Origin of the sequence: Gardnerella sp. DNF01159 (genome assembly GCF_049244215.1) — a bacterium.
Lineage (GTDB): Bacteria > Actinomycetota > Actinomycetes > Actinomycetales > Bifidobacteriaceae > Bifidobacterium > Bifidobacterium swidsinskii.
This window is the reverse complement of the sequence record NZ_CP058387.1, coordinates 861126-884063: the sequence shown is the minus strand read 5'-3', so window position 1 is coordinate 884063 and position 22938 is coordinate 861126. Positions and strand designations below refer to the sequence as shown.

The following is a 22938-nucleotide window of genomic DNA, read 5'->3' as shown; positions in this document are numbered from 1 at the left end:
ATTTTTACTACTTACGAGTGTACAAGCAAGATAGTAAAGAAAGCTAATTTCGAGCGTTATTTGCTAGATATTATTGTACATTACGCCATGCTTCAGGTATAAATCGTTTGCTAATTTCATGCAAAATAGCTTTTCCACTGTCGCTCAATGTACTTGATTCGATTGCTTGTTGTGAATCATTCCACAGATTCTCAATTCGCTTTTTTGATTTTTCAATAGCACCAGAAGTATGGTAAATCTGTATTATTTTATTTACATCATCTTCGCTTCGAGTACTACTCGTGTAAGCTTTTAATAGTATTTCTCTTTCGTTATCGTTTCCGTATTGCAAAGCATCTGCAAGAAGAACCGCACGCTTACCTTCTCTAATATCACCGCCAATAGGCTTACCTGTAATCTTGCTATCTGAAACAATATCAAGCAAATCATCAGCAATTTGGAAAGCAACACCTAACGAATTGCCAATAGAATTAGCAAGATTGTATGCTTCAGTTGGTTGCATATTTGCTGCAAGAAAGCCGAGAGTTAATGGAGCAACAGTAGTGTAACTGGCTGTTTTCCATCTAAAAACATTCAAAGATGATTCCGCAAGTTGTATTGGATTATCTAGTTGCATCATTTCTATTGACAAATCCAATACTTGACCAATACCAACATTTCTTTGCATAGACGCAAATGCTGCTAACAATTCCTCGCCATAAGTAAAATTCTTCGCACGATTTCTTGCAATATCGAAACTTTCTGTGGCAAGTAGATCTCCCAGCATTAAACCTAAGCCTGTGCCAATATGCTTATTATTGCAAACTTTACTTAATGCACAATACGCACTAGGCTTTCCACGTCTTAAATAAGATTCGTCAATAATATCATCATGAATTAATGCAGCTGTTTGAAATACTTCTAGAGCACAAGCTATGTCAAATACAGACTGTTCATGGATTTTTTGAATATTGGTTTCTTTTGATGCAGCGTAAAATGCTGAAATCGTAAGAAGAGCTCTAAGACGTTTTCCGCCTTCGCTTGAAACAATAGCTTGCTTTATTACTTGCTGTAGTATTTGCGCACATGTGGATGAAAGATTATTTTCTAATCCCGTATTAAATTGCTGAGAAATTAAAAAAGTAATTCTAGATTCAATATCGTTAAGACTGTAATTGTTGCCTATAAATGTGCTCATATTATGAAAGTTATCCACAGGGCTGAACATTACAAAACGCAGTTATTATTATGGTTTAATAAGCTTTTCACCGCGGAAATAGTTTTTTATTGAATGCTGACTCATATCTTGAGAAACTTCAATATATCAAAAATGCTATTGCATAGTTTGATTATCAAAATAAAGAATCATGTAAAAAATGAGGGGGAGTATGCATGGAAATTGTAGAGGATGATTTGAAAACGAAGATATCGCATAATTGTATTGATGACTTTGATATGCAAAGTCTTATGCAAATTTATGGTGAAAGTGCTAATTCTTTTAATGGTTGTTTAGATTTTGCAGGTTCAGAAGATTTTGAAAGTTTTGCTGGAAGAGAAATTTCAGATATTAATGGGACTATATATCCTTCCAAAGAGTGCAGCTTTTTTATGACTTTTTCTAAGGAATATATTTACAACAACTGTAGTGATAGTGCGCAATGGATTAAAGGATTAGAATATTGGGTTCCGGCAGTTTCGGAAGCTTTTATAGAAAATGTTGATCAAAATGGCAAGCAATATGCTATTAGAGATATTGCAAGCAGAGCACTTATGCGATGGTACAACATGTTTGCTTACGATGAAAAAATGTTTGGATATGATTTAGTAAATCTGCCAATAGCAATGTTGCATAATATTAATGTTCGTGATGCAATGCTTATTTCTATTCTGGATGAAAATCAAGAATGGTATGACGAAAAAACTTTGTCGGAATTTGCTTGGTGCCCTCATACACCTGAAGTATCTCGTAATTTGCGGCATTGTTTAGAAGCAAAATTCACTCAAACAAATAATAAGCCTGATATAAAGAGAGCTATTTTCGCGTGCAAAATTTTAAAATCTATGGCTATTATTACTAGAAGCATTCCAAAATTATCTGTGCAAGTTTACGCTTTGTTAGCTTATATCAGCTGGTGGTTTAGGCTCGGAGAAGTAAAATATTATTGTGATTGTGCATTGCGCATTGATCCTGATTGTTCTATGGCAAAAATAGTGTGTGGAGCATTCGAAAATGGTCTTGAGCCAGCATGGATTGAATAATTCGCCACGCCGCAAAAATTAGTTGTGGAATAATCGTCTTGCTTAAATGGTTTACTACTTAAGGTAAAACTTGCCCTTGCATGAACTATGCCTATATGCGTTACAAGGGGATAATACAGGAGGAACAGTTTGACGAGTGAAGTTGGATTAACGGTCGACAGCGACGAAATGCAAGATGATACTAAGCCTGTAAAAACTCGCAAGGCTAGCGTTGCGCGTAAAACCAGTACTCGAACTTCGTCAGCTGATAGCAAGACGCGCAGTTCTCGCTCAAAGAAAACTGAAGACAACAAGATTGATACTGAATCAGTATCGGCTGATGCTGAACATGACGAAACTGAAGATAGCGTAGACATTGAATCTCAAGATCAATTATCTATTGACGATCCTTTAGATGACGATTCACATCTTGATGTTGGTGATGAACATTTGAATCTTGATGATTTGGACGATATTCAGCCAGAAGATATATCTGATGTTGACGATTTAAGCGATATTGACGTTGCAGATGATCTTGATGATGAAGAGTCTGAAGATCTTGATGAAATTGATGATCACGACGAAATTAAGCATGATGCTCCGCAAGTGCCACAAGCAAAAGGCGCATTTGTTGTACGTGATGATGACGATGACGATAATCTAACTCCATCTGGTAATCCTAAGCGTCGTGTAATTGCTACAGGTGCTACTGCGGATCCTGTTAAGGATTATCTAAAGCAGATAGGTAGAGTTAGCTTGCTTAATGCTGAGCAAGAAGTTGATTTGTCAGAGCGTATTGAAGCTGGATTGTATGCTCAGCATTTGCTTGATACTCAAATTGATCAAATGGAGTTTAAGCGTAAACGTGAGCTTAAGTGGGCTGCAGCAGATGGCAAGAAAGCTAAAGATCATCTTCTTGAAGCAAACTTGCGTCTTGTTGTTTCTCTTGCTAAGCGTTATACCGGTCGAGGCATGCTTTTCCTTGATTTAATTCAGGAAGGTAACCTTGGTTTGATTCGTGCAGTTGAAAAGTTCGACTGGAAGAAGGGCTTTAAGTTCTCAACCTACGCAACTTGGTGGATTCGCCAGGCTATTACGCGTGCTATGGCAGATCAGGCTCGTACTATTCGAGTTCCAGTGCATATGGTTGAGGTTATTAATAAGCTTTCTAGGGTTCAGCGTCAAATGCTTCAAGATTTAGGTCGTGAACCTACGCCGGATGAGCTTGCTCGCGAACTAGATATGCCAGTAGAAAAGGTTCAGGAAGTACAAAAATACGGTCGTGAGCCAATTTCTTTGCACACTCCTCTGGGCGAGGACGGCGATTCCGAGTTCGGTGATTTGATTGAAGATACTGACGCAATCGCACCGTCTGATGCTGTTGCGTTCTCGCTCCTTCAAGAACAGTTCAGGCAAGTTTTGGAAACTTTGGCTCCTAGGGAGGCTGGAGTTATTAAGATGCGCTACGGCTTGGAAGATGGTCAGCCAAAAACTTTAGACGATATTGGTCGCGTTTATGGTGTTACTCGTGAACGTATCCGTCAAATTGAGTCTAAAACAATGTCTAAGCTGCGTCATCCTTCTAGATCGCAAACTTTGCGTGACTTCTTAGATCAGTGATTGTGTGAAGTTATATTACAAAGTGTCGTATTGTTGCTTTTGCGATAGTACGACACTTATTGCTTAAAATAATCGGTTGTACGTTTAATAAGTGCAAGGGGTAGAAGTGGTCTCTCATAAAGAGCAGTATGATGCCGACAGTTTGACAGTGCTAGAAGGCTTGGATGCTGTAAGAAAGCGTCCAGGAATGTATATTGGCACTACAGACAGCCAAGGATTAATGCATTGCCTCTGGGAGATTATTGACAATGCGGTTGACGAGGCTTTGGCGGGTGCTTGTGACCATATTGTTGTTACTCTTCACGATGATGGCTCTATTGAAGTCGCAGATAACGGTCGTGGTATTCCAGTAGACGTTGAACCTAAAACAAAGCTCACTGGTGTTGAAGTCGTTTTAACTAAGCTTCACGCTGGAGCAAAGTTTGGTAACGCTTCTTATAATGCTGCAGGCGGTTTGCACGGCGTTGGCTCTTCTGTTGTAAACGCTTTAAGTTTACGTTTGGATGTTGAAGTTGATAGAGACGGTAAAACGCATCATATGGCGTTCCATCAAGGGCATCCTGGTGTTTATAGTGATGCGGATCCGGAGCATCCATCTCCAGCATCTCCGTTTAAGCGCACGCGCAAAAATAAGCCTACTGAGCTTGAAATTATTGGCACTGTTTCGCCAAAAACTACCGGAACTCGTGTACGCTATTGGGCGGATCCAGAAATCTTCAATTCTACTGCTCATTTTAGCTATGAGCAGCTTATTGCTCGCGTGCGTCAAACAAGTTTCCTAGTTCCTGGCTTAAAAATTACTGTTATTGACGAGCATGTTCCTGAAGGTGAATCTGCAAATATTGAAGAAATTGATTCTCCTGAAGATAATGTTGCAGAAAATAATATTCTTGAAAATCAGTCTGATAATAGCGATGACTCTGTGGCTGAATTTGAAGAATTAGAATCTGAAACAACATTAGAAGATGAAGATAAGTCTGAAGATGAGACTGAAAATATAGCGATTGAAAATTCTGAATCTGAAGAATCAACAGCACAATCTATTGCAAATGCTGAGTCTGCTAACTCAATGCAAAATAAGCATCACCCTCGCGTGATTGAGTTTTTGCATAATGGTGGCGTTAAAGATTTCGTTGATTTTCTTTCAAAAGGTGAAGCAGTATCCGATATTTGGCGTATTTCTGGCGAAGATACGTATGTAGAAGAAACGCAAGCCGTTGATTCTGCAGGAGATTTACACGCGCAGCAGGTAACTAGAAAATGCGGTGTTGACATTGCAATGCGCTGGGTAAACGGCTACGATTCAACGATTATTAGTTTCGTAAACGTTGTTGAAACTCCTGGCGGAGGCATGCATGTTGACGGATTTATGCAGGGATTAACTAAGCAGATTCGTAAAGCAGTGGAAGATAATGCTAGAAAGCTTAAAGTAAATCTTAAAGACGCCAACACAAAAATTGAGCGTGACGACATTATGGCAGGATTGGTAGCAGTCGTAACTGTTCGAATTGCTGAACCTCAATTCCAAGGTCAAACTAAGGATGTTCTTGGAACCGCACAAGTTAAGCCAATCGTTACCAAAATGACTGACGCTCAATTTGGCGAAATGATTACCGGTTCTAAGCGAGGTTTTAAAGAGCAGTCTGCTAGAGTTTTGGAAAAAATAGTTTCCGAAATGCATGCGCGTATTCAGGCGCGTAAAACTAAGGAAGTTACGCGCAGAAAGAATGCGCTTGAGTCCGCTTCAATGCCGCCAAAACTTTCCGACTGCCAGCCTGGAAACGACGATGTTGCAGAACTTTTCATCGTCGAGGGCGATTCTGCACTTGGTACTGCAAAAGCTGCTCGAAACTCTGCTTTCCAAGCGCTTCTTCCAATTCGCGGTAAGATTTTGAACGTGCAAAAAGCAAGTCTTGCGCAAATGCTTTCCAATAAAGAGTGCGCTGCAATTATTCAGGTTGTTGGAGCAGGATCTGGCGCAAGTTTCGATATTTCACAAGCACGTTATAACAAGATTGTTATGATGACCGATGCAGATGTTGACGGCGCGCATATTCGTATTTTGCTGCTGACGCTGTTCTACCGTTATATGCGCCCGCTTATTGAGCACGGCCATGTTTATGCTGCAGTGCCACCTCTTCACAGGATTGCGCTCGCTGGAAAGCGCAAGGGCGAGTATATTTACACGTATTCCGACGATGAATTGGCTGGAAAGCTTGATGATTTGCAAGCTAAAGGCATTGATTTTAACAGCGATATTCAGCGTTACAAGGGCTTGGGCGAGATGGATGCAGATCAGCTTGCAGACACAACCATGGATCCTAGAACTCGCATGCTTCGAAGGATTCGTATGGAAGATGCTCAGCAAGCGAGTGAAGTATTTGATTTGCTAATGGGCGATGATGTTCCTCCGCGCAAGCAGTTTATTGTTGATAACGCAGACGACTTCGATCGTTCCAAAATCGATACCTGATATCGGTATGTTGCTCGCGTCGCTTTATGTCGCCTTGTATATTTGTATTCCTTTATATTGCTTTATAAAGTCGCGTTGGCATTACAAATATGAAGTACTAGTGTTGGGGAATTTTTATGATTAACCTTCTTCTTGCTGTTATTTATCTTGCTTTTATAAGCTTGGGTTTGCCGGATGCTCTTCTTGGAGCTGCGTGGCCTACGATGAGTCATGATGTTGGTGCGCAAATTTCTTGGGCTGGTGGAATATCAATGGTTATTTCTGCAGGAACAATTGTTTCTGCGCTGCTATCTAATAGGTTTACGCATAAGTTTGGCCCTGGGAAGGTTACGCTTATTTCAGTTGCTTTAACAGCTTTAGCGTTACTAGGTTTTTCTTTTGCTCCGAATTATCTTGTGCTTATTTTTCTAGCTATACCATACGGTTTAGGTGCTGGAGGAGTGGATGCGGCTCTTAATAATTACGTTGCAATTCACTATGAAAGCTGGCACATGAGCTGGCTTCACTGCATGTGGGGAATTGGTGCTTCCGCAGGTCCTTATGTTATGGGTTTCGCACTTTCTCACGGTCAGCGCTGGCCTGCAGGCTACCAGTATATTGCTGTTATACAAATTGCTCTCACTCTTGTGTTATTCATAAGTTTGCCGCTGTGGAAAAATAATAATAAAAAGGCAGAGACGCATAATCTTACTGAGGTAAAGAAACAATCTTCTGGGATGCTATCTTACGCAGAAGTTTTGCGCATTCCAGGAGCTAAGAATATTCTTATTATGTTCTTTTGCTATTGTGCGTTGGAGCAAACTGCAGGATTGTGGGCTAGTAGTTACATGGTTTTGCATGGAGGAGTTAGCCGCATTGTTGCGGCAGGTTGGGCAAGCTTGTTTTATGTTGGCATTACAGTTGGTCGTTTTGTAAGCGGATTTCTTACTATGCGTTTTAACGATGCAACGATGATTCGTATTGGGCAGTGCGTAATGCTTATGGGCATTCTAGTATTGTTGCTGCCTTTGCCGAATCATATTGAGCTTATTGCAGGATTTGTAATTATTGGACTAGGCTGCGCTCCAGTTTACCCATGCATTATTCATTCCACGCCGCATTATTTTGGTGCAGATAAGTCTCAAGCTATTGTTGGCATGCAAATGGCAAGCGCATATATTGGGTCTATGGTAATGCCTGCGATTTTTGGACTAATTGCGCAGAATGTTTCTATGGTGCTTCTTCCGGCTTATTTGCTTATTCTTCTCGCTGTAATGACTTTTATGCACGTGCGCTTGCTTCGAACTTGCGAAAGTTGAGCGTGAAAGTATTTGTATGCGCGATTGCTTATATTTTTTTGATGTAGACTTGTGTTAGATGTGTTATGTGTGCTAGGTGTGTTAGAACTTGTTGCATACGCATTATCTAGTAGATGTATTTCTAATAATGTTTTTACAAAAGGAGGGGTTATGAATGATATTAAGCAAGAAGTCTTTGACAAAGATAAGCTTGATTTTGCAATATTTTGTATTGAAAATGTTGCTAAGAAGCTTAATCAAAACCCTCGCGATACGTATGATGCTTTGACTAAGAAGAGTAATATTCTTATGTCTTATATTGTTCCATCTTATGACGTTTTGCACACTCAAGGCAAAGAGTATATTACAAACGATATTATTTCCTTCATGCGCGAAAAAGGTGTAAAAGTATGATTGTTTATCACGGTTCTTTTATGCCTGTTGAATTTCCAGATGTATTGCATTCGCGTAAAGATGTTGATTTTGGCGCAGGATTCTACGTTACATCAATACGTAGTCAGGCTGATAATTGGGCGAAGAAATTTATTCGCAAGGACAAAGATGCTTTTGTTTCTTCTTATAATTTTGACAATAATGTTCTTAATGAATTATCTGTTCTTAAGTTTGATTCATATTCTGAAGAATGGCTTAATTTCATACTTAATGCTCGTTCTGGAAATGATACAAGCAGTTTTGATGTAGTAATTGGCGGTGTAGCAAACGATAAGGTTTATAACACACTTGAATTGTTTTTTGATGATTTAATTACTAAGTCTGAAGCTTTAGGCAGACTAAAATATGAAAAACCTAATAATCAAATATGTTTTAGAAGTCAAAAAGCTATTGATTTGTGTCTTACATACATAAAAAGCGAGTGTGTAAATAGTAAGTTTTTAGGGGAGTGATGGATTTTGAAGGCGAATCCTATTTTGTTGCAAAAGAAGTATGCTAGGGTTGTAAGTCTTCTGGCTGAGCGTGCTGGGTTGAGTTATGAGCAGGCGCTTGACGTGTTTTACCATTCTGTTACTTACGATTTGATGCGTAATGGTATTTCGGATATGCATTGTATGAGCGACGGATATTTGGTTCAAGATTTGCTTGATGAGATGCATAATTCTAAAATGTGTGTTAATGCATGACTTTTGTAATAAATTAAACGATTGTGTGATATACCATGCTTGCATTTGTATTTCGACTATAAAGCGTACAATGTGTATACGTTTTTACATTATCTCGTTATCTATTTTTTAAGAGGGTAAATGAATAAGAGAACTGGTCTTATGTTGACTAGCACTATGATGGGTATTGCTACTGCTGCTTGTGCTTTCTGCATGGCGCAAAGTGCGAATGCTGCCGAAACTTCAGCTTCTTCTGGTGTTAATACGACTGTAAATTCTTCTACAAATAATTCTTCTACCACAGCTTCTAATACAGAAACTTCCTCTACAGAAGGTTCTTCTTCCGTAACTTCTTATAACGCAGCTTCTAATACGCCCAATGGGGGGGTCTGCTTTAGATAGCACTTCCGCAAAACCTTCTGGAAATACTGTACCTTCCAAGTCTAGCGAAACTGCAAAAACTGCCGAAACCACAAAATCTACTAAATCTTCTAAAGCTTCTGAATCTGTAACTGATGCTGAAAATTCTGAAAATGCTAGACTTACACAAACTCTTATAGATGTAAGCAATACTAATCTTCAAACAAATAATCGTGAAGATAGAAGCGTACACGCATCTGCAGAATCTAAAGCAGCATCAACTGATTCGGGTACTACAGATGATGCATCTTTAACTTGGACGAAGGACGACTTTAACATTTCTGCCGATGGTAAAACTGTTGGTGGCAGGAAAGATGTTTATCATCCTGAAACGAATCAAACAGTAAATGAATATGTGGATGGACTTAGCGCCAAAGGCAAGGAAAAGCTTAAGAAAAATCATCACATAGTTATTCCTGAAGGTATTGAAGTTATTCATGAATGTGCTTTTACTGGAAGTGCAAAGCAGGTTGGGAATAAGCATGAGCACATTGATGGCGAAACTTATATTGAGGGTGTAACTCTTCCGCAGTCTCTTAAAATCATAGAATACGGTGCGTTCGGTTGGAATAAGATTAAAGGAACCGTTGTTATTCCAAAAAATGTGGTTTCAGTAAGCGATGCAGCCTTTGTTGCTAATGAAATTGAAAAAGTTGTGTTTGAAGGCGTGCTTGATGATAAGGGAAAAGAGCACGATACAGATACTAATCCGTATTATCTTGCTGGAGTTGGTAGTGTTGCTTTCCAAGGTAATAAAATTTCTGATATTGTCGTAAAAGGTAATTTAGGACAATATAAGTTTCGCTCAGGGGAAAATGATTCACCGTTTGACAATCAAAATCCTGGACCTTTCACTATTGAAGTGGGAGAGGAATACAAAAGTCCTATCAAAATTACGCAAGAAAGCGCTGGTCATACAATCAGTGTTATGGAGGGTTTTGAGGAGAATGGAAATCCTGTAACGATTGACCTCTCACCATATTTTAAGAAAAATGCTGATGGCAAATATGTAGCTGTAAAAACTGGCACACTTGAAGGTCAGTGCATTTTTTATGACTTTGTTCAGCGTGTGCCTAGGATGATTGGTAGATCGCATTTTACGTACAACATTGTTCCTAAAGCTACGATTTACACAGTTACTTTTGTAAATGGCGCTAATTCTCATTATGCTTCTGTGCAAGTTAAGGAAGGCAAGAGCATAAACGATAAGAGTGTTGATAGTCAGTCGATGCCTAAAGATCCTACGAAGATTGGGTACACTTTTGAAGGGTGGAATGAAGATCAAGACGGTACTGGTGCAGTGTTCCTTGCCAGCACTAGTGTAAACAAAAATTTGAAAGTTTACTCCATTTTTAAGAATTACTTACCAGTTATTACAGTTCAGAATAAGACTATTACTGAGGGTGATTCACTCGATTTGAATAGTCTTGTTGTGTCTGTTAGTGATATTGAGGATAATTCTATAACAACTAAGGTTAGGCGTATTAGTGACGGTGGTTTTAATAACAATGTTCCAGGCGTTTACACTATCACGTTTAGCGTAACGGACAATGGCGGTGCTACTGCAACAGCAGTTGCAACAGTAACTGTTAATAAGAAGCCAACGCCTCCAACTCCACCAGCTCCTGCGCCGGAGCCGGAGCCAACTCCAACTCCTGTTCCAGTTCCTGAGTCGCCGACCCCTGTCGCTCCAGGTCCGATTCTGACACCCTCTGAGTCTGAGACAGAACCTGAGTCCGCTCCAGCTCTTTCGCAACCCGAGCAACCGGAAGCTAAGCGCGTTGTTAAGCATCTTCCTAAAACTGGCTCTTCAGTAGCTATGGTAATAAATTATTTGTTTGCATCTGTGACTGCAGGAATTTTTGCACTTGTAGAAGCTAGAAAATCACTTCGCAGATATTCCAAGCATGCTCGCAAAAACTAGCTTTAAAAAATGTAAAACTAGCAAGCAAAAACATTACTACCCAATATGTGCAATTGGGGAAACAAGCTCAGTTCCAGAAGCGTCCCTACGCATATCTGGTTTAGGTAACTCAACATTGCTTCCGCCTTCCGTAACTGCTTGCAATGGATAGTATCCAACATATGCGTGTATCAACGTATCTTGACCTTTAAGGAATCTTTGCGAGCGCACGCCACCAGTTGCGCGACCTTTTGTTGGGTACATGTCAAATGGAGTAATCTTTGCAGAACCGTTTTCGGTTCCAGGAAGAGCTTCACTGTCTCCAGCAACGGTGAATACAACTGTTCCAGAAGCGGAGAATAAACCATTTTCACCTTCTTCGTAATGCCACTCTATTGATTTTTCTGGCACTACTGCGAAGGTTGCAACTTTAGCACCTTCTGCTAAACGAATGCCTGCCATTCCGCCTGCTGTGCGTCCTTGTGGTCTAACTTGTTTAGCGTCAAAGGCAAGTAATGAAGAATCACTACTAATGAACACGAGTCTGTCGTTGTCTTTTGCTGGAGCTGCGGCAATAAGGGTGTCGTCGTCTTTTAAGTCAATTATGCTCCATGAATCCATGGTAGTTGGAGCTTCAAAATTCCATCTTTTAACTACACCGTTTCGTGTTCCAATTGCAAGTGGAGTAGCGTTTTGTGAGGCATCAAATGCTATTGCTGAAACTACGCGTTCTCCTCTTACTGGATCCGTGCTTTGCGTGGAAGTTAGCAGTTCTTGTGCTTTTACTCCGTGGTTGAGCAGCGCAGGTTTTCCTTCTTCATAGTTAAGTTGTGGCAAATCTGCAACATGAGCTAGAACTAGTCGACCAGATGAAGTAACAAGAGCACAAGTTGAACGCGTTGTTGTTGCAAACATTGTTTTACAAGGAGTGTTAAATACGTTGTTGTTGTGCGAATTCCAATGTTCTAACACTGCAATGCTTGTTCTGGCAATTAACCCTGAAGTGCTTAATGCTACTGCGCAAGGTTCGTCACTTAATTGCATTGCAACAGAAGATGCGTCAGCTTCTCCAGTTTTACGAGCTGCATTAGCTGCTGCAGCCAAATCTGCTTGAGTTGAAGTAATTTTATTTGCTGATTGAACGGCTTTAATCGCAATATCCTCACTGTTTTTATTTATGCTGGAGGCTACTGGAGTAAAACTACCATCTTCATTTTCGTCAAGCAAAATTGTTCTGCGTGGAGTATCCCATTGTTTAACTGCAGAATCCATATCTGCTATTACGACGTTGTCGAGTTTAGCTTCAGAACTTAATATTTGATTTAGCTCTTCAATTTTTTTGAGCAAATCGTCGCGTTCAGCTTCGAGCTCTATTCGGCTCATTTTAGTAAGTCTGCGAAGACGTAAGTCAAGAATATACTGTGCTTGAATTTCATCAAGATCGAATACTTTAATTAACTTAGTTTTTGCACTATCTGCATCTTCAGATGAACGAATGACCTGAATTACTTCATCAATATCAAGAAGTGCAAGAAGCAAGCCATCAACCAAATGTAAGCGTTCTTGAGCTTTTTTGCGCCTAAATTCGCTGCGTCTGCGTACCACGGTTCTGCGGTGAGAAATCCAAACGTCTAATAGCTCTCGCAAGCCCATTGTGTGAGGTCTACCGTCAACAAGTGCAACATTGTTAATAGTAAAGCTCTCTTGCAAAGGAGTGTGCTTAAAAAGTTGAGCAAGCACAGCGTTAGGATCAAAACCTGTCTTAATCTCAATAACAATACGAGTTCCGTTATGTCGATCTGTTAAATCAATAGCACCTGAAATACCGTCTAATTTTCTTGATTTAACTCCTTGAGAAATTCTTTCCAAAACGCGCTCTGGGCCAACCATAAACGGAAGTTCTGTAACAATAATAGCTTTTTTGCGAGCAGTAATATTTTCGATATGTGTTGTAGATCTTGTAGTGAATGCTCCGCGACCTGTTGCGTAAGCTTCGCGAATGCCACTTCGACCAATGATAATTCCTCCGCTAGGCCAGTCAGGTCCTGGAACTAGTTTCATAAGATCATCTAGGGTTGCATCAGGATGTTTCATAACATATTTTGCTGCAGCAACTACTTCGCCTAGATTATGCGTTGCCATATTTGTTGCCATGCCTACAGCAATTCCAGAAGCGCCATTTACTAAAAGATTTGGAATAGCTGCAGGAAGCACAGTAGGTTCTTTTAGTTTATTGTCGTAATTTGGTACAAAATCAACTGTGTCTTCGTTGATATCCGCGTTCATACCTAGTGATGCAGGAGCTAAACGCGCTTCGGTGTATCGAGAAGCTGCTGGACCGTCGTCAAGAGAGCCAAAATTACCGTGTCCGTCAACAAGCGGCAAGCGTAGGGAAAATGGTTGAGCTAGACGAACCATTGCCTCATAGATTGCAGAATCACCGTGAGGATGAAGTTTACCCATTACTTCACCAACAACACGCGCTGATTTCATATAAGCATGATCAGGACTCAAATTCATATTGCCCATTTGATACACAATGCGTCGCTGCACTGGTTTCATTCCGTCTCGTGCGTCCGGTAAAGCTCGAGCATAAATAACTGAATAAGCATATTCCAAGAAGGATTTGCTCATTTCTTCGTTTAATGGTGTTTCAACAATATGCTCTTTAACTTTTCTTGGGTCGAAAGCTTGCTGTGTTGAGTGATGGCGTGAGGGCATATTTAGAACTCCTTGAATGACATTACGGCTATCAATCTTACCAATTTATATGCACAAACAGCATGTTTTTGCTGAATTTTTCAGCAATTTGACTAGTTATTTATATAAATATTTGTTATTCGCGTTTTGTTCAATGCAATATAAGTGGTTCAATAGTAAGTATGAGTGCTGAAATACCGTCTGAAAATGATCTTTTGCAATTTGTTGGTAATGTTAAGTACGGTGATTTTTCTAATTCCGCAGTTAATGAAAATTTTTCTTACGATTTTAATGAAAAAAATCTTGGTGGAGCGTTACATATATCTTCGGTTCTTCCAGCTTTAAGTGATGCAATAGATGCTCCTGTTAAAACAGCTATTCATAACGATCCACACGCTTTGCGAGAAAGTCTTGGTTTCCCTAAATCTAATTCTGCAATTGTAGTGTTAATAGATGGTTTAGGATACTGGAATATTCTTATGCGCAAAGGTCACGCTCCTTATTTACGATCCTTGCTTAACGAATCAATAAATCAACGACCAATTAGCACGTGCGTTCCAAGCACAACTGTTGCTGCAATGGCTACTTTTGGAACAGGCACATGTCCTGGTCTTACTTGCATGACCGGTTACACGCAAAAGAATTCTCAAACTGGTAAACTTGCGCAGCTTATTCAATTTAATGATGCGCCTGATCCGCTAGTTTTGCAGCAAGAGCCGACTATATTTGAAAGTTTAGTTTCTAATGGAGTCCGTGCAGATAGCGTGGGATTACCAAAGTTTGAAAATACTCCTCTTACCAAAGCTGCTTTTCGTGGAGCAAATTATATTACTGCTGGAACTCCTAGAGCTCGCATTCTTAAGGCTGCTAATAACAGTAAAACTCCAGGTTTAACTTATATGTATTTACGTGACGCTGATAAAACCGGTCATAATTATGGTTGGGATTCTCAGCAGTGGGTTTCTGTTTTTGAGCAAATTGACGAGCAGTTGCGTCTTTTGCGAGCAAATTGTGCTCCTGGAACATTAATTGTTATTACTGCAGATCATGGGATGATTAAATCCGATCCCAATAAGCGAATTGATATTGCTAAACATGATGAGCTGATAAAAGGCGTATCGATGGTTGGCGGTGAACCTCGTTCTGTAATGTTGTATGCTAACAGTGACGCAAATCCTGAAGATATTATTTACCGTTGGCGTGAATATTTTGGAACTAATGCAATTGTACGCAGTAAAAAACAAGCCATTGACGATGGTATTTTTGGTTTAGTAAACAACAGGGCAGAGGATGTTATTGGCGATGTTATTGTGCAAGCTTGTGGAGCTTACACAATTGTTGATTCTCGCATTCAATCTGATAAAGCTATGAGTTTACCTAGCGTTCATGGATCGATGACTCATATGGAAATGGATATTCCGTGCCTCATAGATTTAGTGTAAGCGATTTTTGCTTCTATTATTGAAAATATTTTATAAATCGTAACTTAGCAAATAAAATGTGTGACACTCAAATTTTACTAAGAGTGTCACACATATTGTTAATAAGCGAAAAATTTATTTTTAAACTTCTTATTTAGCTTTCGCCAAATAATATTTCATCCCAGCTTGGTACTGCTGCTCTTCCAGCTTTACGTTTATTGTGCTCAGAAGATGATTTTTCTTGGCCATTAGTATTAATTTCTTGATTATTTTTAGCAGAATTTTGATTACTTTCAGCAGCATTTTTTTGCAAATTCGTACTAACAATATCTGCTTTTTCAGAATTTTGAACTTTCGCAGCCAATGATTTTTGTGCTTCATTAGACGCATTGACGATTTTGCTATTCGTTTCGTTTCTATTAATAAATTCAGCATCTGGTTGTATTAGCGAAGTCTGCTGAGGATTATCTTCTTTAATAAATTGCGTATTTGTTTCAGTAGAACGCTTAGAATAGCCTTTTTCTAATACTTGCTGTATGTCAGAATTATTGTCCTGATTTTCGAAGGAAGATTGGGCTTGTGCATCTGCAAGTTTGTCACTGTTTCTAAGTTCCCATTGAGAAACAGCTCGTTCGATTCTGGCAGAACGAATAGAATTTCCTGGAAGCTCTTCAGTGTTGAATGGGAAATTAATGCTTACAGTGTCTCTATAAGCTCCACCATATGGAGATTGTTTAGAAGTATCCGCTGCATTAACATCTTCACCAAGCAATAATCTAGACGAAGGGTTCGCGCATGTAACAGAGTTGTCATGCATGTTCCATGTCCACTCAGCTTTAATAGTGCGAGTAGCAGTTTTGAAAGTAGCAGTAATTCGCCATGGCTCTAATCCTCTGCGCGTTGCTTTCCATTGCACTGTTTCCATGCCAATATGTGCTTTAGCTAATGTTCTTTCAATTAAATCTGCAATAGTGCGCATATTGCTTTGTTTAGGAGTAGGTACTAGAAGGAACTGCTCAATTGCATACTGCTTTTCGGTTTCAACGCCTGCAGAAAAACGCCTAACTTGTGCTTCACTAACGTTGTATCTTTGCGCCACATGTGAAGGTGCAACTCCTGCGCGAATCAATGCCTGAATTTGCGAAATAGGCAATGTTGCATTAGATTGTATAGAATTTGTGCCAGCATCTGCTGAGTTATGTTCATCGCTGTTTTTACTCGTAATTTTATGTGAACCAGCGATGGCGCGTTCCAGCGTGTCGTCCACTTGAATACGTAACGGCGTGTTTTCACAAATGAAAATCAAATTACCGTCTGCGTCAATATGGTCGAAACTCGCCTCTTTTGGCGGATTTTCAAGCATTATGCACCACTTTCTTCGCTTTTAACAATACTATTTATATACTTTAGTCCATACACTGCATTCTTTACCATTTTATTTAAAATAAAAAATGTGTAATATACGGGGTAGCATTCGTGTATGCTATGCGCGTAAGTAGCTTTAAAAACGAAAGGACCATAATGGCACAGGATTATGATTCTCCTCGTAGCAAAGATGAGGACGAAGAGTCGTTGGAAGCTTTGAGTAAAGGTTCTCAAAATTCAAACAGCGATATTGACGATGATGAAAATGCTATTGCTGAAGACTACGAGTTGCCAGGTGCTGATTTAAGTAACGAAGATGCATCCGTAACTGTTATCCCTATGCAAGGCGATGAATTTATTTGTTCTGAATGCTTCTTAGTTAAGCATCGCAGCCAGTTAGCTGAAACTAATGCTGATGGTCAGCCTGTTTGCAAGGAGTGCGCAGCTTAAATGGCATATGACGAGACCTATACTGGCCCCGAACAGGTTGAGGTATTAATTAAGTATCTCGATGATGAAACATCTACATTACAGCCGCTTTGCTACGCGCATGCAGGTGATGCAGGTGCCGATTTAAGAACTACCCAAGATTTTACTTTGCGTCCTTTCCAGAGAGCGCTTGTTCCTACTGGAGTTGCTATAGCTTTACCTGCAGGTTATGTTGCTTTAGTGCATCCTCGTTCTGGTTTAGCAGCAAAACAGGGTGTGACTGTGCTAAATGCACCTGGAACAGTTGATGCCGGGTATCGTGGTGAAATTAAGGTTCCTCTTATTAATTTAGATCCTGAGAACACAGTGCAATTCCATAAAGGTGATCGTATCGCTCAAATGGTTATACAACGTTATGTAGAAGCACGATTTATTCCCGCATCTAAATTACCTGAATCTGATCGCTCTGATAAAGGTTTTGGCTCCACTGGCGTACAATAATCTTTTTATAAATATCCGACCGGTTTTTAAAACTGAGTCGGATTTATTGTATGTATTTTTTGTTTTGGTAGTGTATTGAGCGAATTGCAGGTAGGATAGTAAAAAGTACCAGGAGGTGCCAAATGGGTGAACTTCAAGAGGATATAAAAGGATCCAATAGGCTCGGATGTGAAATCAGCGAAGATTCTCAAAATCCATTATTGCCAATATTGAGCATGTGCAAATGGCATCATCCTAATGAGGATATGAGCATTCTTCATAGAGCTTATGATCGTGCTGTAAAGCAGCATACAGGTCAAAGACGCAAATCTGGTGAGCCATACATTATTCATCCTCTTGCTGTAGCTCAAATTCTTGCAGATCTTGGAATGGGACCAATTGTTGTTGCTTCAGGATTATTACACGACACTGTAGAAGATACAGATTACACGCTAGAAGAATGTCGAGCTGAATTTGGCGATACTGTAGCAGGTCTTGTAGATGGTGTTACAAAAATATCCAACATGGAATATGGCGAAAGTGCTCAAGCAGAAACTATTCGTAAGATGGTTGTTGCAATGAGCCGCGATGTGCGAGTGCTTGTAGTAAAGCTTGCGGATCGTTTGCATAATGCTCGTACTTGGAGGTATGTTAAGCCATCAAGTTCACATAAAAAAGCAAGAGAAACTCTTGACGTATATGCGCCTCTTGCTAACCGTTTAGGCATGAATGCAATTAAAACTGAACTTGAAGAGCTGAGTTTTAAAGTATTGTATCCAAAAATTTATAATGAAATTGTTGTTTTAGTTGCTCGTAGAGCAGGTCAGCGTGAAGTTTATTTACGACAAATTCTTGAAGAAATTAATGCAGATCTTGCAGAACAACATGTTAAAGCATCGGTAAAAGGTCGACCAAAAGATTATTTCTCTATTTACCAAAAGATGATCGTTCGAGGTCATGATTTTGCTAATATTTACGATTTAGTTGGTGTGAGAATAATAGTCGATTCTATTCGTGACTGTTATGCAGCATTAGGTGCAGTGCATGCTCGATGGAGCCCTGTTCCAGGACGTTTTAAGGATTACATTGCAACTCCAAAGTTGAATATGTATCAAAGCTTGCATACTACAGTTGTAGGCCCTGGTGGAAAGCCAGTAGAGATTCAAATACGCACATGGGATATGCATAGGCGTGCTGAATTCGGCATCGCAGCTCATTGGAAGTACAAAGCTAATGGTCAGGCTGGTCGCGCTTTAAGTAAGCCTGATAATGATGATTTAAAACGCGAAAATAATATTGATGACAAAAAAGAGCTTAGCGAAGCAGATAATCTTAAGTGGATTCAACAGCTTGCTGATTGGACTAGTGAGACTCCAGATTCAGATGAATTCTTAGGTTCATTAAAACAAGATCTTGGTGCTTCTGAAGTTTATGTTTTTACTCCAAAGGGGAGTATTGTTGCGCTTCCGCAGGATGCAACTCCTGTTGATTTTGCATATTCTGTGCATACTGAAGTTGGTCACCGCATGATGGGTGCGCGTGTAAATGGACGCTTGGTTCCTCTTGATACGAAACTTTCAAACGGTGACACTGTAGAGGTGCTTACTTCAAAGTCGGATACAGCTGGACCATCTCGCGATTGGCTGAGTTTTGTAAAATCTCCTCGTGCTCGAAATAAAATACGTCAATGGTTTAGCAAGGAACGCCGCTCTGAGGCGATTGAAGAGGGCAAGGATGAGCTAACTCGCGCTATGCGTAAACGTAACTTGCCTTTAACTACTTTGATGACGCAGCAGGCATTAATTGGCGTTGCTGATGAATTGAATTTGCCTACTAATGTTGAGTCTTTATATGCGGCTATTGGCGAAGGTCAAGTTTCTACACAGAATGTTATTTCGCGTTTAGTAAAAGATGCGGGCGCTGATGAAGTTGCAGAAGAAGTAGAACAAGAAGCATTGCCTTTACGCCATGTTGAGCGCAGCCATAAGTCTAACGGTGCTTTGGGAGTATCAGTTAAGGGTGTTGGAGACGTTTGGGTCAAGCTTGCAAAATGTTGCATGCCAGTTCCAGGAGATATGATTATTGGTTTTATAACACGAAACCAAGGTGTGTCTGTGCATAGGACTGACTGCCAGAACATGCTCGATTTGCAAAAAACTCAATCAGAGCGCGTTATTCCTGTTCAATGGACTAGCGATAAAGGCTTGTTCTTGGTTAAGGTCCAAGTTGAAGCATTGGATCGACAACATCTTCTTTCGGATGTTACTCGCGTTCTTTCAGATCATGGAGTAAATATTCTTTCCGGAACTATTGCTACAGGCGATGACCGTGTTGCAACAAGTCAATTTACCTTTGAAATGGCAGATCCTCAGCACTTAGCAACTCTACTTGCTGCTATCCGTAAAATTGAAGGCGTTTTTGACGTTTACCGCATTACGGGAGCAAAAGATAGCGCAGAGCCGCGTTTGCGAAAAATGGAACGAGGAAATCTATAAAAGATGGGCACCCCAGCTTTGGAGTGCCCATCTTTGTTTTTGCGCAAATAGTATTTGTTTAATGTAATAAATACGAAAAACGCTTAATTTCAGGCAGTAACAGCCTTCTTCAACAAGGAGCCAGCGGAAATACGTACACCGTAAGAAGCTGGAATCTTGATGGTTTCACCGGTACGCGGGTTGCGGCCAGTGCGCTCAGCACGCTTTACGCGTTCTGCGGAGAACAGACCAGTAAGCTTCAAACCTTCACCGGACTGTAAAGCCTCAACGAACACATCCTGGAATGCGTTGACGGCGGCTTCGGCCTGTGCCTTGGTCAGGTTGGACTTCTGTGCGATCTTAGAAACGAGATCAGACTTGTTGTATGCCATGCAGCATCCTTTGTGTCAGGGGACCTTCTCTTCAAAGGTCACGTTCATACTAGATATTAGTACATTTTCCCTACAAATGTAGCCATTTTTGCAATTTTCTTAATATTTTTTATTTATTTTTTGCTATTTTTTATTTAAAACGTACTTGCATTGAAACAGATACGATATTTGCTAATAAAAATACACAAATGTTTGTAAATCTCACTTATATAAGCTCATTATTGCTGAGCCACTTCATTGCAAACGCGCCTAACGGAATTCTCAACCAGTAGAACATAAGCCTATACAGAAGAGTGGCAGACAAAGCAACTGTTGGAGGAACACCTACAGATGTAAATGCGAAAGTAAGAGAAGCTTCAACAGCACCCAAGCCGCCTGGCGTAGGCACTGCCGATCCAGCAGCGTTAGCAAGTAAGAATAGTAAGATTGTTTCCCAAGGATTTGCGTAATATCCAAATGCAAGCAAAGAAATCCAATAACCCAATCCAATGCATGAAACAAGCACAATAGCACCAAAAGAGCCTGCAATAAGTTGCATAGGATGTGAAATAAGTTCCTTAATTTGATGGCCGTAATCAGATAATATTGGCAAATAATGCTTTCGAATTGCTTTACGAGCGGACGGAATAACCATTAAAACACAAACTATAAGTGTGATTATTCCAATGAAAGTAATGAGCATATGAGTAGGAATCATTCCAGAAAGCACATTTTTACCAGTGAAAACGCCTATAGAAAGTAATACTAAAGTTGTCATTAATGCTTGAATAAGCCATACTGCACTAGTAATTGCTGTAGCTTGAGCTGAAGTGTACCCGCTTTTCTTTAATAATTGCATATTTACAAATGCAGGACCAACACCAGCAGGCATAGAAACTGCTGTGAAACCAGTAGCTGCTTGAGATGCAAACAAAACATGTGCAGAAGGTTTTTGATCATCCATGAATGAGCCGAGAGTAATTGCAGATCCAATCCAAGCAAACATGCTGCAAGCAAAGCACATAAATACCATTACATTATCTGCGTGACGCAAGGCAGCAAATACTTCCTGAGGATGCCACTGTGTAGCAATAACAGCAACAGCAACAATCGAAAGAACCAAGCTAACAAAGAAACGTATATTGAAGCGCGCTAAACGCACAGTATCATAATCTTCTTCATCTGTGTGTAAAGCAACTATTTGACTTAACTTATTGCAAAGATTTTGGAAAACTTTTTTATTCCAAGATGGCAAAGATCTCGTGGAAGCAGGAATAGCAGCTTTCTGCATAAAAGGCAATAGTGCAGATAACTTTTCTGCACCCCATGTGTTAATAGCAGCTTTAAGAGCAGTGTCAATATCTGTGCAAGATGCAATAAGCGTTAAAAGCTGAACTTTATCAAGTGCAATATTTGTATCATCGCTGGCAACGTCGCCGTTTTGCCAACCTGCAATAACTGGTGTTCCGTCTTCAAGCCTAGCAATAGTTTCAGGAGTGATGCGTCTATGCGTAATACCGCGAGTGTTAGCAGCATCTACATAACGCATTAATTTTGCTGCATCATCAATAGTTAAAGTGTTCAAATTGCAAGGCAGTAGAGCGTTAGAAGCGTGAAAAACCATTATTGAAGATTTATCACTGTCGCTTACTCCATAAACATTCGCTGTTGGCAAATGCATATTTCGTAAAACAAGAAGCATAGAAAGGTGGTGATGAACAGAATGTCTAGCAGAACGATCTCTACGAGTTGGTATATCTACTAAACGCACCCACTGCCATAATTGATTTAAATAACCTGGTAAATGAACTTGATTATCTAATACTGAAATTACATAACGTATGCCGTGGATGTCTGTTGCATCATACAATCTTGAATTTTCAATTAAATCGTCATCAAGACTTGAACGAAGAACTCCAGTATGATCAGCTTGCTGAGTTCTACGAGTTAATTGAGTAAGATTATCTATGCCAATATTTTTTAAAGCAAGAACAATATCGTCACCCCAAGCACCCTTACTGCGTGTGCCTTTTGCGAAACGAATAAGCGTACCAATTGCTCTTCCTAAGCAACATGATACAAGAATAGCAGAGTAGGAATCCCAAGATGAAAATAGAAGTATTGCTGTAACAATGAATAAAGCATTCCAGCCCCACATTACATGCTTATATTCGCGTCTAGGACCACTAACTGTAAGAAAAGCAACCAGAACAGCATACATGTCTGGAAGCAAATCAGCCCAAGTGTTATTAGACCGCATTTGTAAAGATTCAATCAAAGCTATATTGTGTGTAGAAAATATCGCAATAGATAACAGCCATACTGAACCATAACTTATAAACAGCGTAATAACAGAAATAGCGGTATCAATCCAACGCCTGTCAGAAACCATGTGTGCAATAACTTCTGCAACAACAATAAGAGTAAGACCTTGCTGTATCAGAACAAATGAAAGATTATTAAAAGATAATCCTATAATTTGAGTAGCACTTCGTGCATCAATCTTCATAGCATCAGCCGTTGCTGATAAACACATTGACGACAACAAAGTAAAAACGCCAATTACAACTGATGATATTGCATACAACAAATCAGCCCAACTACGTACTAAGCTAGGCTGAGTATCTTCAATAACAAGATTTGGATTTATGCTAGATTGCATGGCTTTAC

18 protein-coding genes are annotated in these 22938 nt (G+C 39.9%); 13 read left to right on the top strand and 5 right to left on the bottom strand.

The features are described from left to right. Positions 1-70: 70 nt before the first annotated feature. On the bottom strand, positions 71-1177 hold the full coding sequence (locus tag HXT39_RS03495; RefSeq protein ID WP_004111463.1) for a polyprenyl synthetase family protein: 1107 nt from the start codon (positions 1175-1177) through the stop codon (positions 71-73). Positions 1178-1371: 194 nt separating this feature from the next. Here HXT39_RS03495 and HXT39_RS03490 point away from each other — a divergent pair, with 194 nt between their 5' ends. The 9 genes from HXT39_RS03490 to HXT39_RS03450 all read left to right on the top strand — a co-directional run bounded on the left by HXT39_RS03490 (position 1372) and on the right by HXT39_RS03450 (position 11049). Continuing rightward, a complete protein-coding gene (locus HXT39_RS03490) occupies positions 1372-2238 on the top strand; it encodes a hypothetical protein (RefSeq protein ID WP_012914115.1) in 867 nt (288 codons plus the stop codon). 129 nt (positions 2239-2367) lie between these two features. Continuing rightward, the gene (locus HXT39_RS03485) at positions 2368-3837 is read left to right on the top strand and encodes an RNA polymerase sigma factor (protein ID WP_012914116.1); all 1470 of its coding nucleotides are present in this window, start codon (positions 2368-2370) and stop codon (positions 3835-3837) included. 106 nt (positions 3838-3943) lie between these two features. Then, positions 3944-6310 carry a DNA gyrase/topoisomerase IV subunit B gene (locus tag HXT39_RS03480; RefSeq protein ID WP_064621596.1) on the top strand — a complete coding sequence of 789 codons (2367 nt, stop codon included), beginning with the start codon at positions 3944-3946 and terminating at the stop codon, positions 6308-6310. A 116-nt stretch (positions 6311-6426) separates the two neighbouring features. After that, positions 6427-7608 carry an MFS transporter gene (locus HXT39_RS03475; protein WP_012914118.1) on the top strand — a complete coding sequence of 394 codons (1182 nt, stop codon included), beginning with the start codon at positions 6427-6429 and terminating at the stop codon, positions 7606-7608. Between the two features lie 150 nt (positions 7609-7758). Continuing rightward, complete coding sequence (locus HXT39_RS03470; RefSeq protein ID WP_012914119.1) at positions 7759-8001, top strand: DUF3791 domain-containing protein; 243 nt, start codon at positions 7759-7761, stop codon at positions 7999-8001. Then, on the top strand, positions 7998-8492 hold the full coding sequence (locus HXT39_RS03465; RefSeq protein WP_012914120.1) for a DUF3990 domain-containing protein: 495 nt from the start codon (positions 7998-8000) through the stop codon (positions 8490-8492). The genes HXT39_RS03470 and HXT39_RS03465 overlap by 4 nt, the downstream gene beginning before the upstream one ends. A gap of 6 nt (positions 8493-8498) precedes the next feature. Beyond that, positions 8499-8726 (top strand): DUF3791 domain-containing protein, encoded by a 228-nt coding sequence (locus HXT39_RS03460; RefSeq protein ID WP_004111475.1) that lies wholly within the window; start codon positions 8499-8501, stop codon positions 8724-8726. A 120-nt stretch (positions 8727-8846) separates the two neighbouring features. Continuing rightward, entirely contained in the window at positions 8847-9107 is a 261-nt protein-coding gene (locus tag HXT39_RS03455; protein ID WP_103014012.1) for a hypothetical protein, read from the top strand. Continuing rightward, positions 9085-11049: an InlB B-repeat-containing protein gene (locus HXT39_RS03450; RefSeq protein WP_421793265.1), complete on the top strand. Its 1965-nt coding sequence runs from the start codon at positions 9085-9087 to the stop codon at positions 11047-11049. Before HXT39_RS03455 ends, HXT39_RS03450 begins: the two co-directional genes overlap by 23 nt. Before the next feature lie 36 nt (positions 11050-11085). Here HXT39_RS03450 and HXT39_RS03445 read toward each other — a convergent pair whose 3' ends face one another. Then, the gene (locus HXT39_RS03445; RefSeq protein WP_103014013.1) at positions 11086-13749 is read right to left on the bottom strand and encodes a DNA gyrase/topoisomerase IV subunit A; all 2664 of its coding nucleotides are present in this window, start codon (positions 13747-13749) and stop codon (positions 11086-11088) included. Positions 13750-13910: 161 nt separating this feature from the next. On the opposite strand from HXT39_RS03445, the gene HXT39_RS03440 reads away from it, so the two are divergent. Beyond that, positions 13911-15170: an alkaline phosphatase family protein gene (locus HXT39_RS03440; protein ID WP_004111479.1), complete on the top strand. Its 1260-nt coding sequence runs from the start codon at positions 13911-13913 to the stop codon at positions 15168-15170. 133 nt (positions 15171-15303) lie between these two features. Here HXT39_RS03440 and sepH read toward each other — a convergent pair whose 3' ends face one another. Next, positions 15304-16512, bottom strand: coding sequence for a septation protein SepH (gene sepH / locus HXT39_RS03435; RefSeq protein WP_103014014.1), 1209 nt, complete (start codon positions 16510-16512; stop codon positions 15304-15306). A gap of 158 nt (positions 16513-16670) precedes the next feature. Here sepH and HXT39_RS03430 point away from each other — a divergent pair, with 158 nt between their 5' ends. The 3 genes from HXT39_RS03430 to HXT39_RS03420 all read left to right on the top strand — a co-directional run bounded on the left by HXT39_RS03430 (position 16671) and on the right by HXT39_RS03420 (position 19918). Next, positions 16671-16964 carry a DUF4193 domain-containing protein gene (locus HXT39_RS03430; protein ID WP_004111484.1) on the top strand — a complete coding sequence of 98 codons (294 nt, stop codon included), beginning with the start codon at positions 16671-16673 and terminating at the stop codon, positions 16962-16964. After that, the gene (gene dut / locus HXT39_RS03425) at positions 16965-17444 is read left to right on the top strand and encodes a dUTP diphosphatase (protein ID WP_004111486.1); all 480 of its coding nucleotides are present in this window, start codon (positions 16965-16967) and stop codon (positions 17442-17444) included. Positions 17445-17566: 122 nt separating this feature from the next. After that, positions 17567-19918: a RelA/SpoT family protein gene (locus HXT39_RS03420; RefSeq protein WP_103014015.1), complete on the top strand. Its 2352-nt coding sequence runs from the start codon at positions 17567-17569 to the stop codon at positions 19916-19918. 89 nt (positions 19919-20007) lie between these two features. Here HXT39_RS03420 and HXT39_RS03415 read toward each other — a convergent pair whose 3' ends face one another. After that, positions 20008-20289: an HU family DNA-binding protein gene (locus HXT39_RS03415; protein WP_004119480.1), complete on the bottom strand. Its 282-nt coding sequence runs from the start codon at positions 20287-20289 to the stop codon at positions 20008-20010. A 205-nt stretch (positions 20290-20494) separates the two neighbouring features. Then, positions 20495-22930, bottom strand: coding sequence for a lysylphosphatidylglycerol synthase transmembrane domain-containing protein (locus HXT39_RS03410; RefSeq protein ID WP_004111489.1), 2436 nt, complete (start codon positions 22928-22930; stop codon positions 20495-20497). Positions 22931-22938: the final 8 nt, after the last annotated feature.

Bases quoted from the DNA above. Each gene is read 5' to 3' on its own strand.
- HXT39_RS03495 (WP_004111463.1), bottom strand. From the start codon at position 1,177: ATGAGCACATTTATAGGCAACAATTACAGTCTTAACGATATTGAATCT.
- HXT39_RS03490 (WP_012914115.1), top strand. From the start codon at position 1,372: ATGGAAATTGTAGAGGATGATTTGAAAACGAAGATATCGCATAATTGT.
- HXT39_RS03475 (WP_012914118.1), top strand. From the start codon at position 6,427: ATGATTAACCTTCTTCTTGCTGTTATTTATCTTGCTTTTATAAGCTTG.
- HXT39_RS03470 (WP_012914119.1), top strand. From the start codon at position 7,759: ATGAATGATATTAAGCAAGAAGTCTTTGACAAAGATAAGCTTGATTTT.
- HXT39_RS03465 (WP_012914120.1), top strand. From the start codon at position 7,998: ATGATTGTTTATCACGGTTCTTTTATGCCTGTTGAATTTCCAGATGTA.
- HXT39_RS03455 (WP_103014012.1), top strand. From the start codon at position 8,847: ATGAATAAGAGAACTGGTCTTATGTTGACTAGCACTATGATGGGTATT.
- HXT39_RS03450 (WP_421793265.1), top strand. From the start codon at position 9,085: ATGGGGGGGTCTGCTTTAGATAGCACTTCCGCAAAACCTTCTGGAAAT.
- HXT39_RS03445 (WP_103014013.1), bottom strand. From the start codon at position 13,749: ATGCCCTCACGCCATCACTCAACACAGCAAGCTTTCGACCCAAGAAAA.
- HXT39_RS03440 (WP_004111479.1), top strand. From the start codon at position 13,911: ATGAGTGCTGAAATACCGTCTGAAAATGATCTTTTGCAATTTGTTGGT.
- sepH (WP_103014014.1), bottom strand. From the start codon at position 16,512: ATGCTTGAAAATCCGCCAAAAGAGGCGAGTTTCGACCATATTGACGCA.
- HXT39_RS03430 (WP_004111484.1), top strand. From the start codon at position 16,671: ATGGCACAGGATTATGATTCTCCTCGTAGCAAAGATGAGGACGAAGAG.
- dut (WP_004111486.1), top strand. From the start codon at position 16,965: ATGGCATATGACGAGACCTATACTGGCCCCGAACAGGTTGAGGTATTA.
- HXT39_RS03420 (WP_103014015.1), top strand. From the start codon at position 17,567: ATGGGTGAACTTCAAGAGGATATAAAAGGATCCAATAGGCTCGGATGT.
- HXT39_RS03415 (WP_004119480.1), bottom strand. From the start codon at position 20,289: ATGGCATACAACAAGTCTGATCTCGTTTCTAAGATCGCACAGAAGTCC.
- HXT39_RS03410 (WP_004111489.1), bottom strand. From the start codon at position 22,930: ATGCAATCTAGCATAAATCCAAATCTTGTTATTGAAGATACTCAGCCT.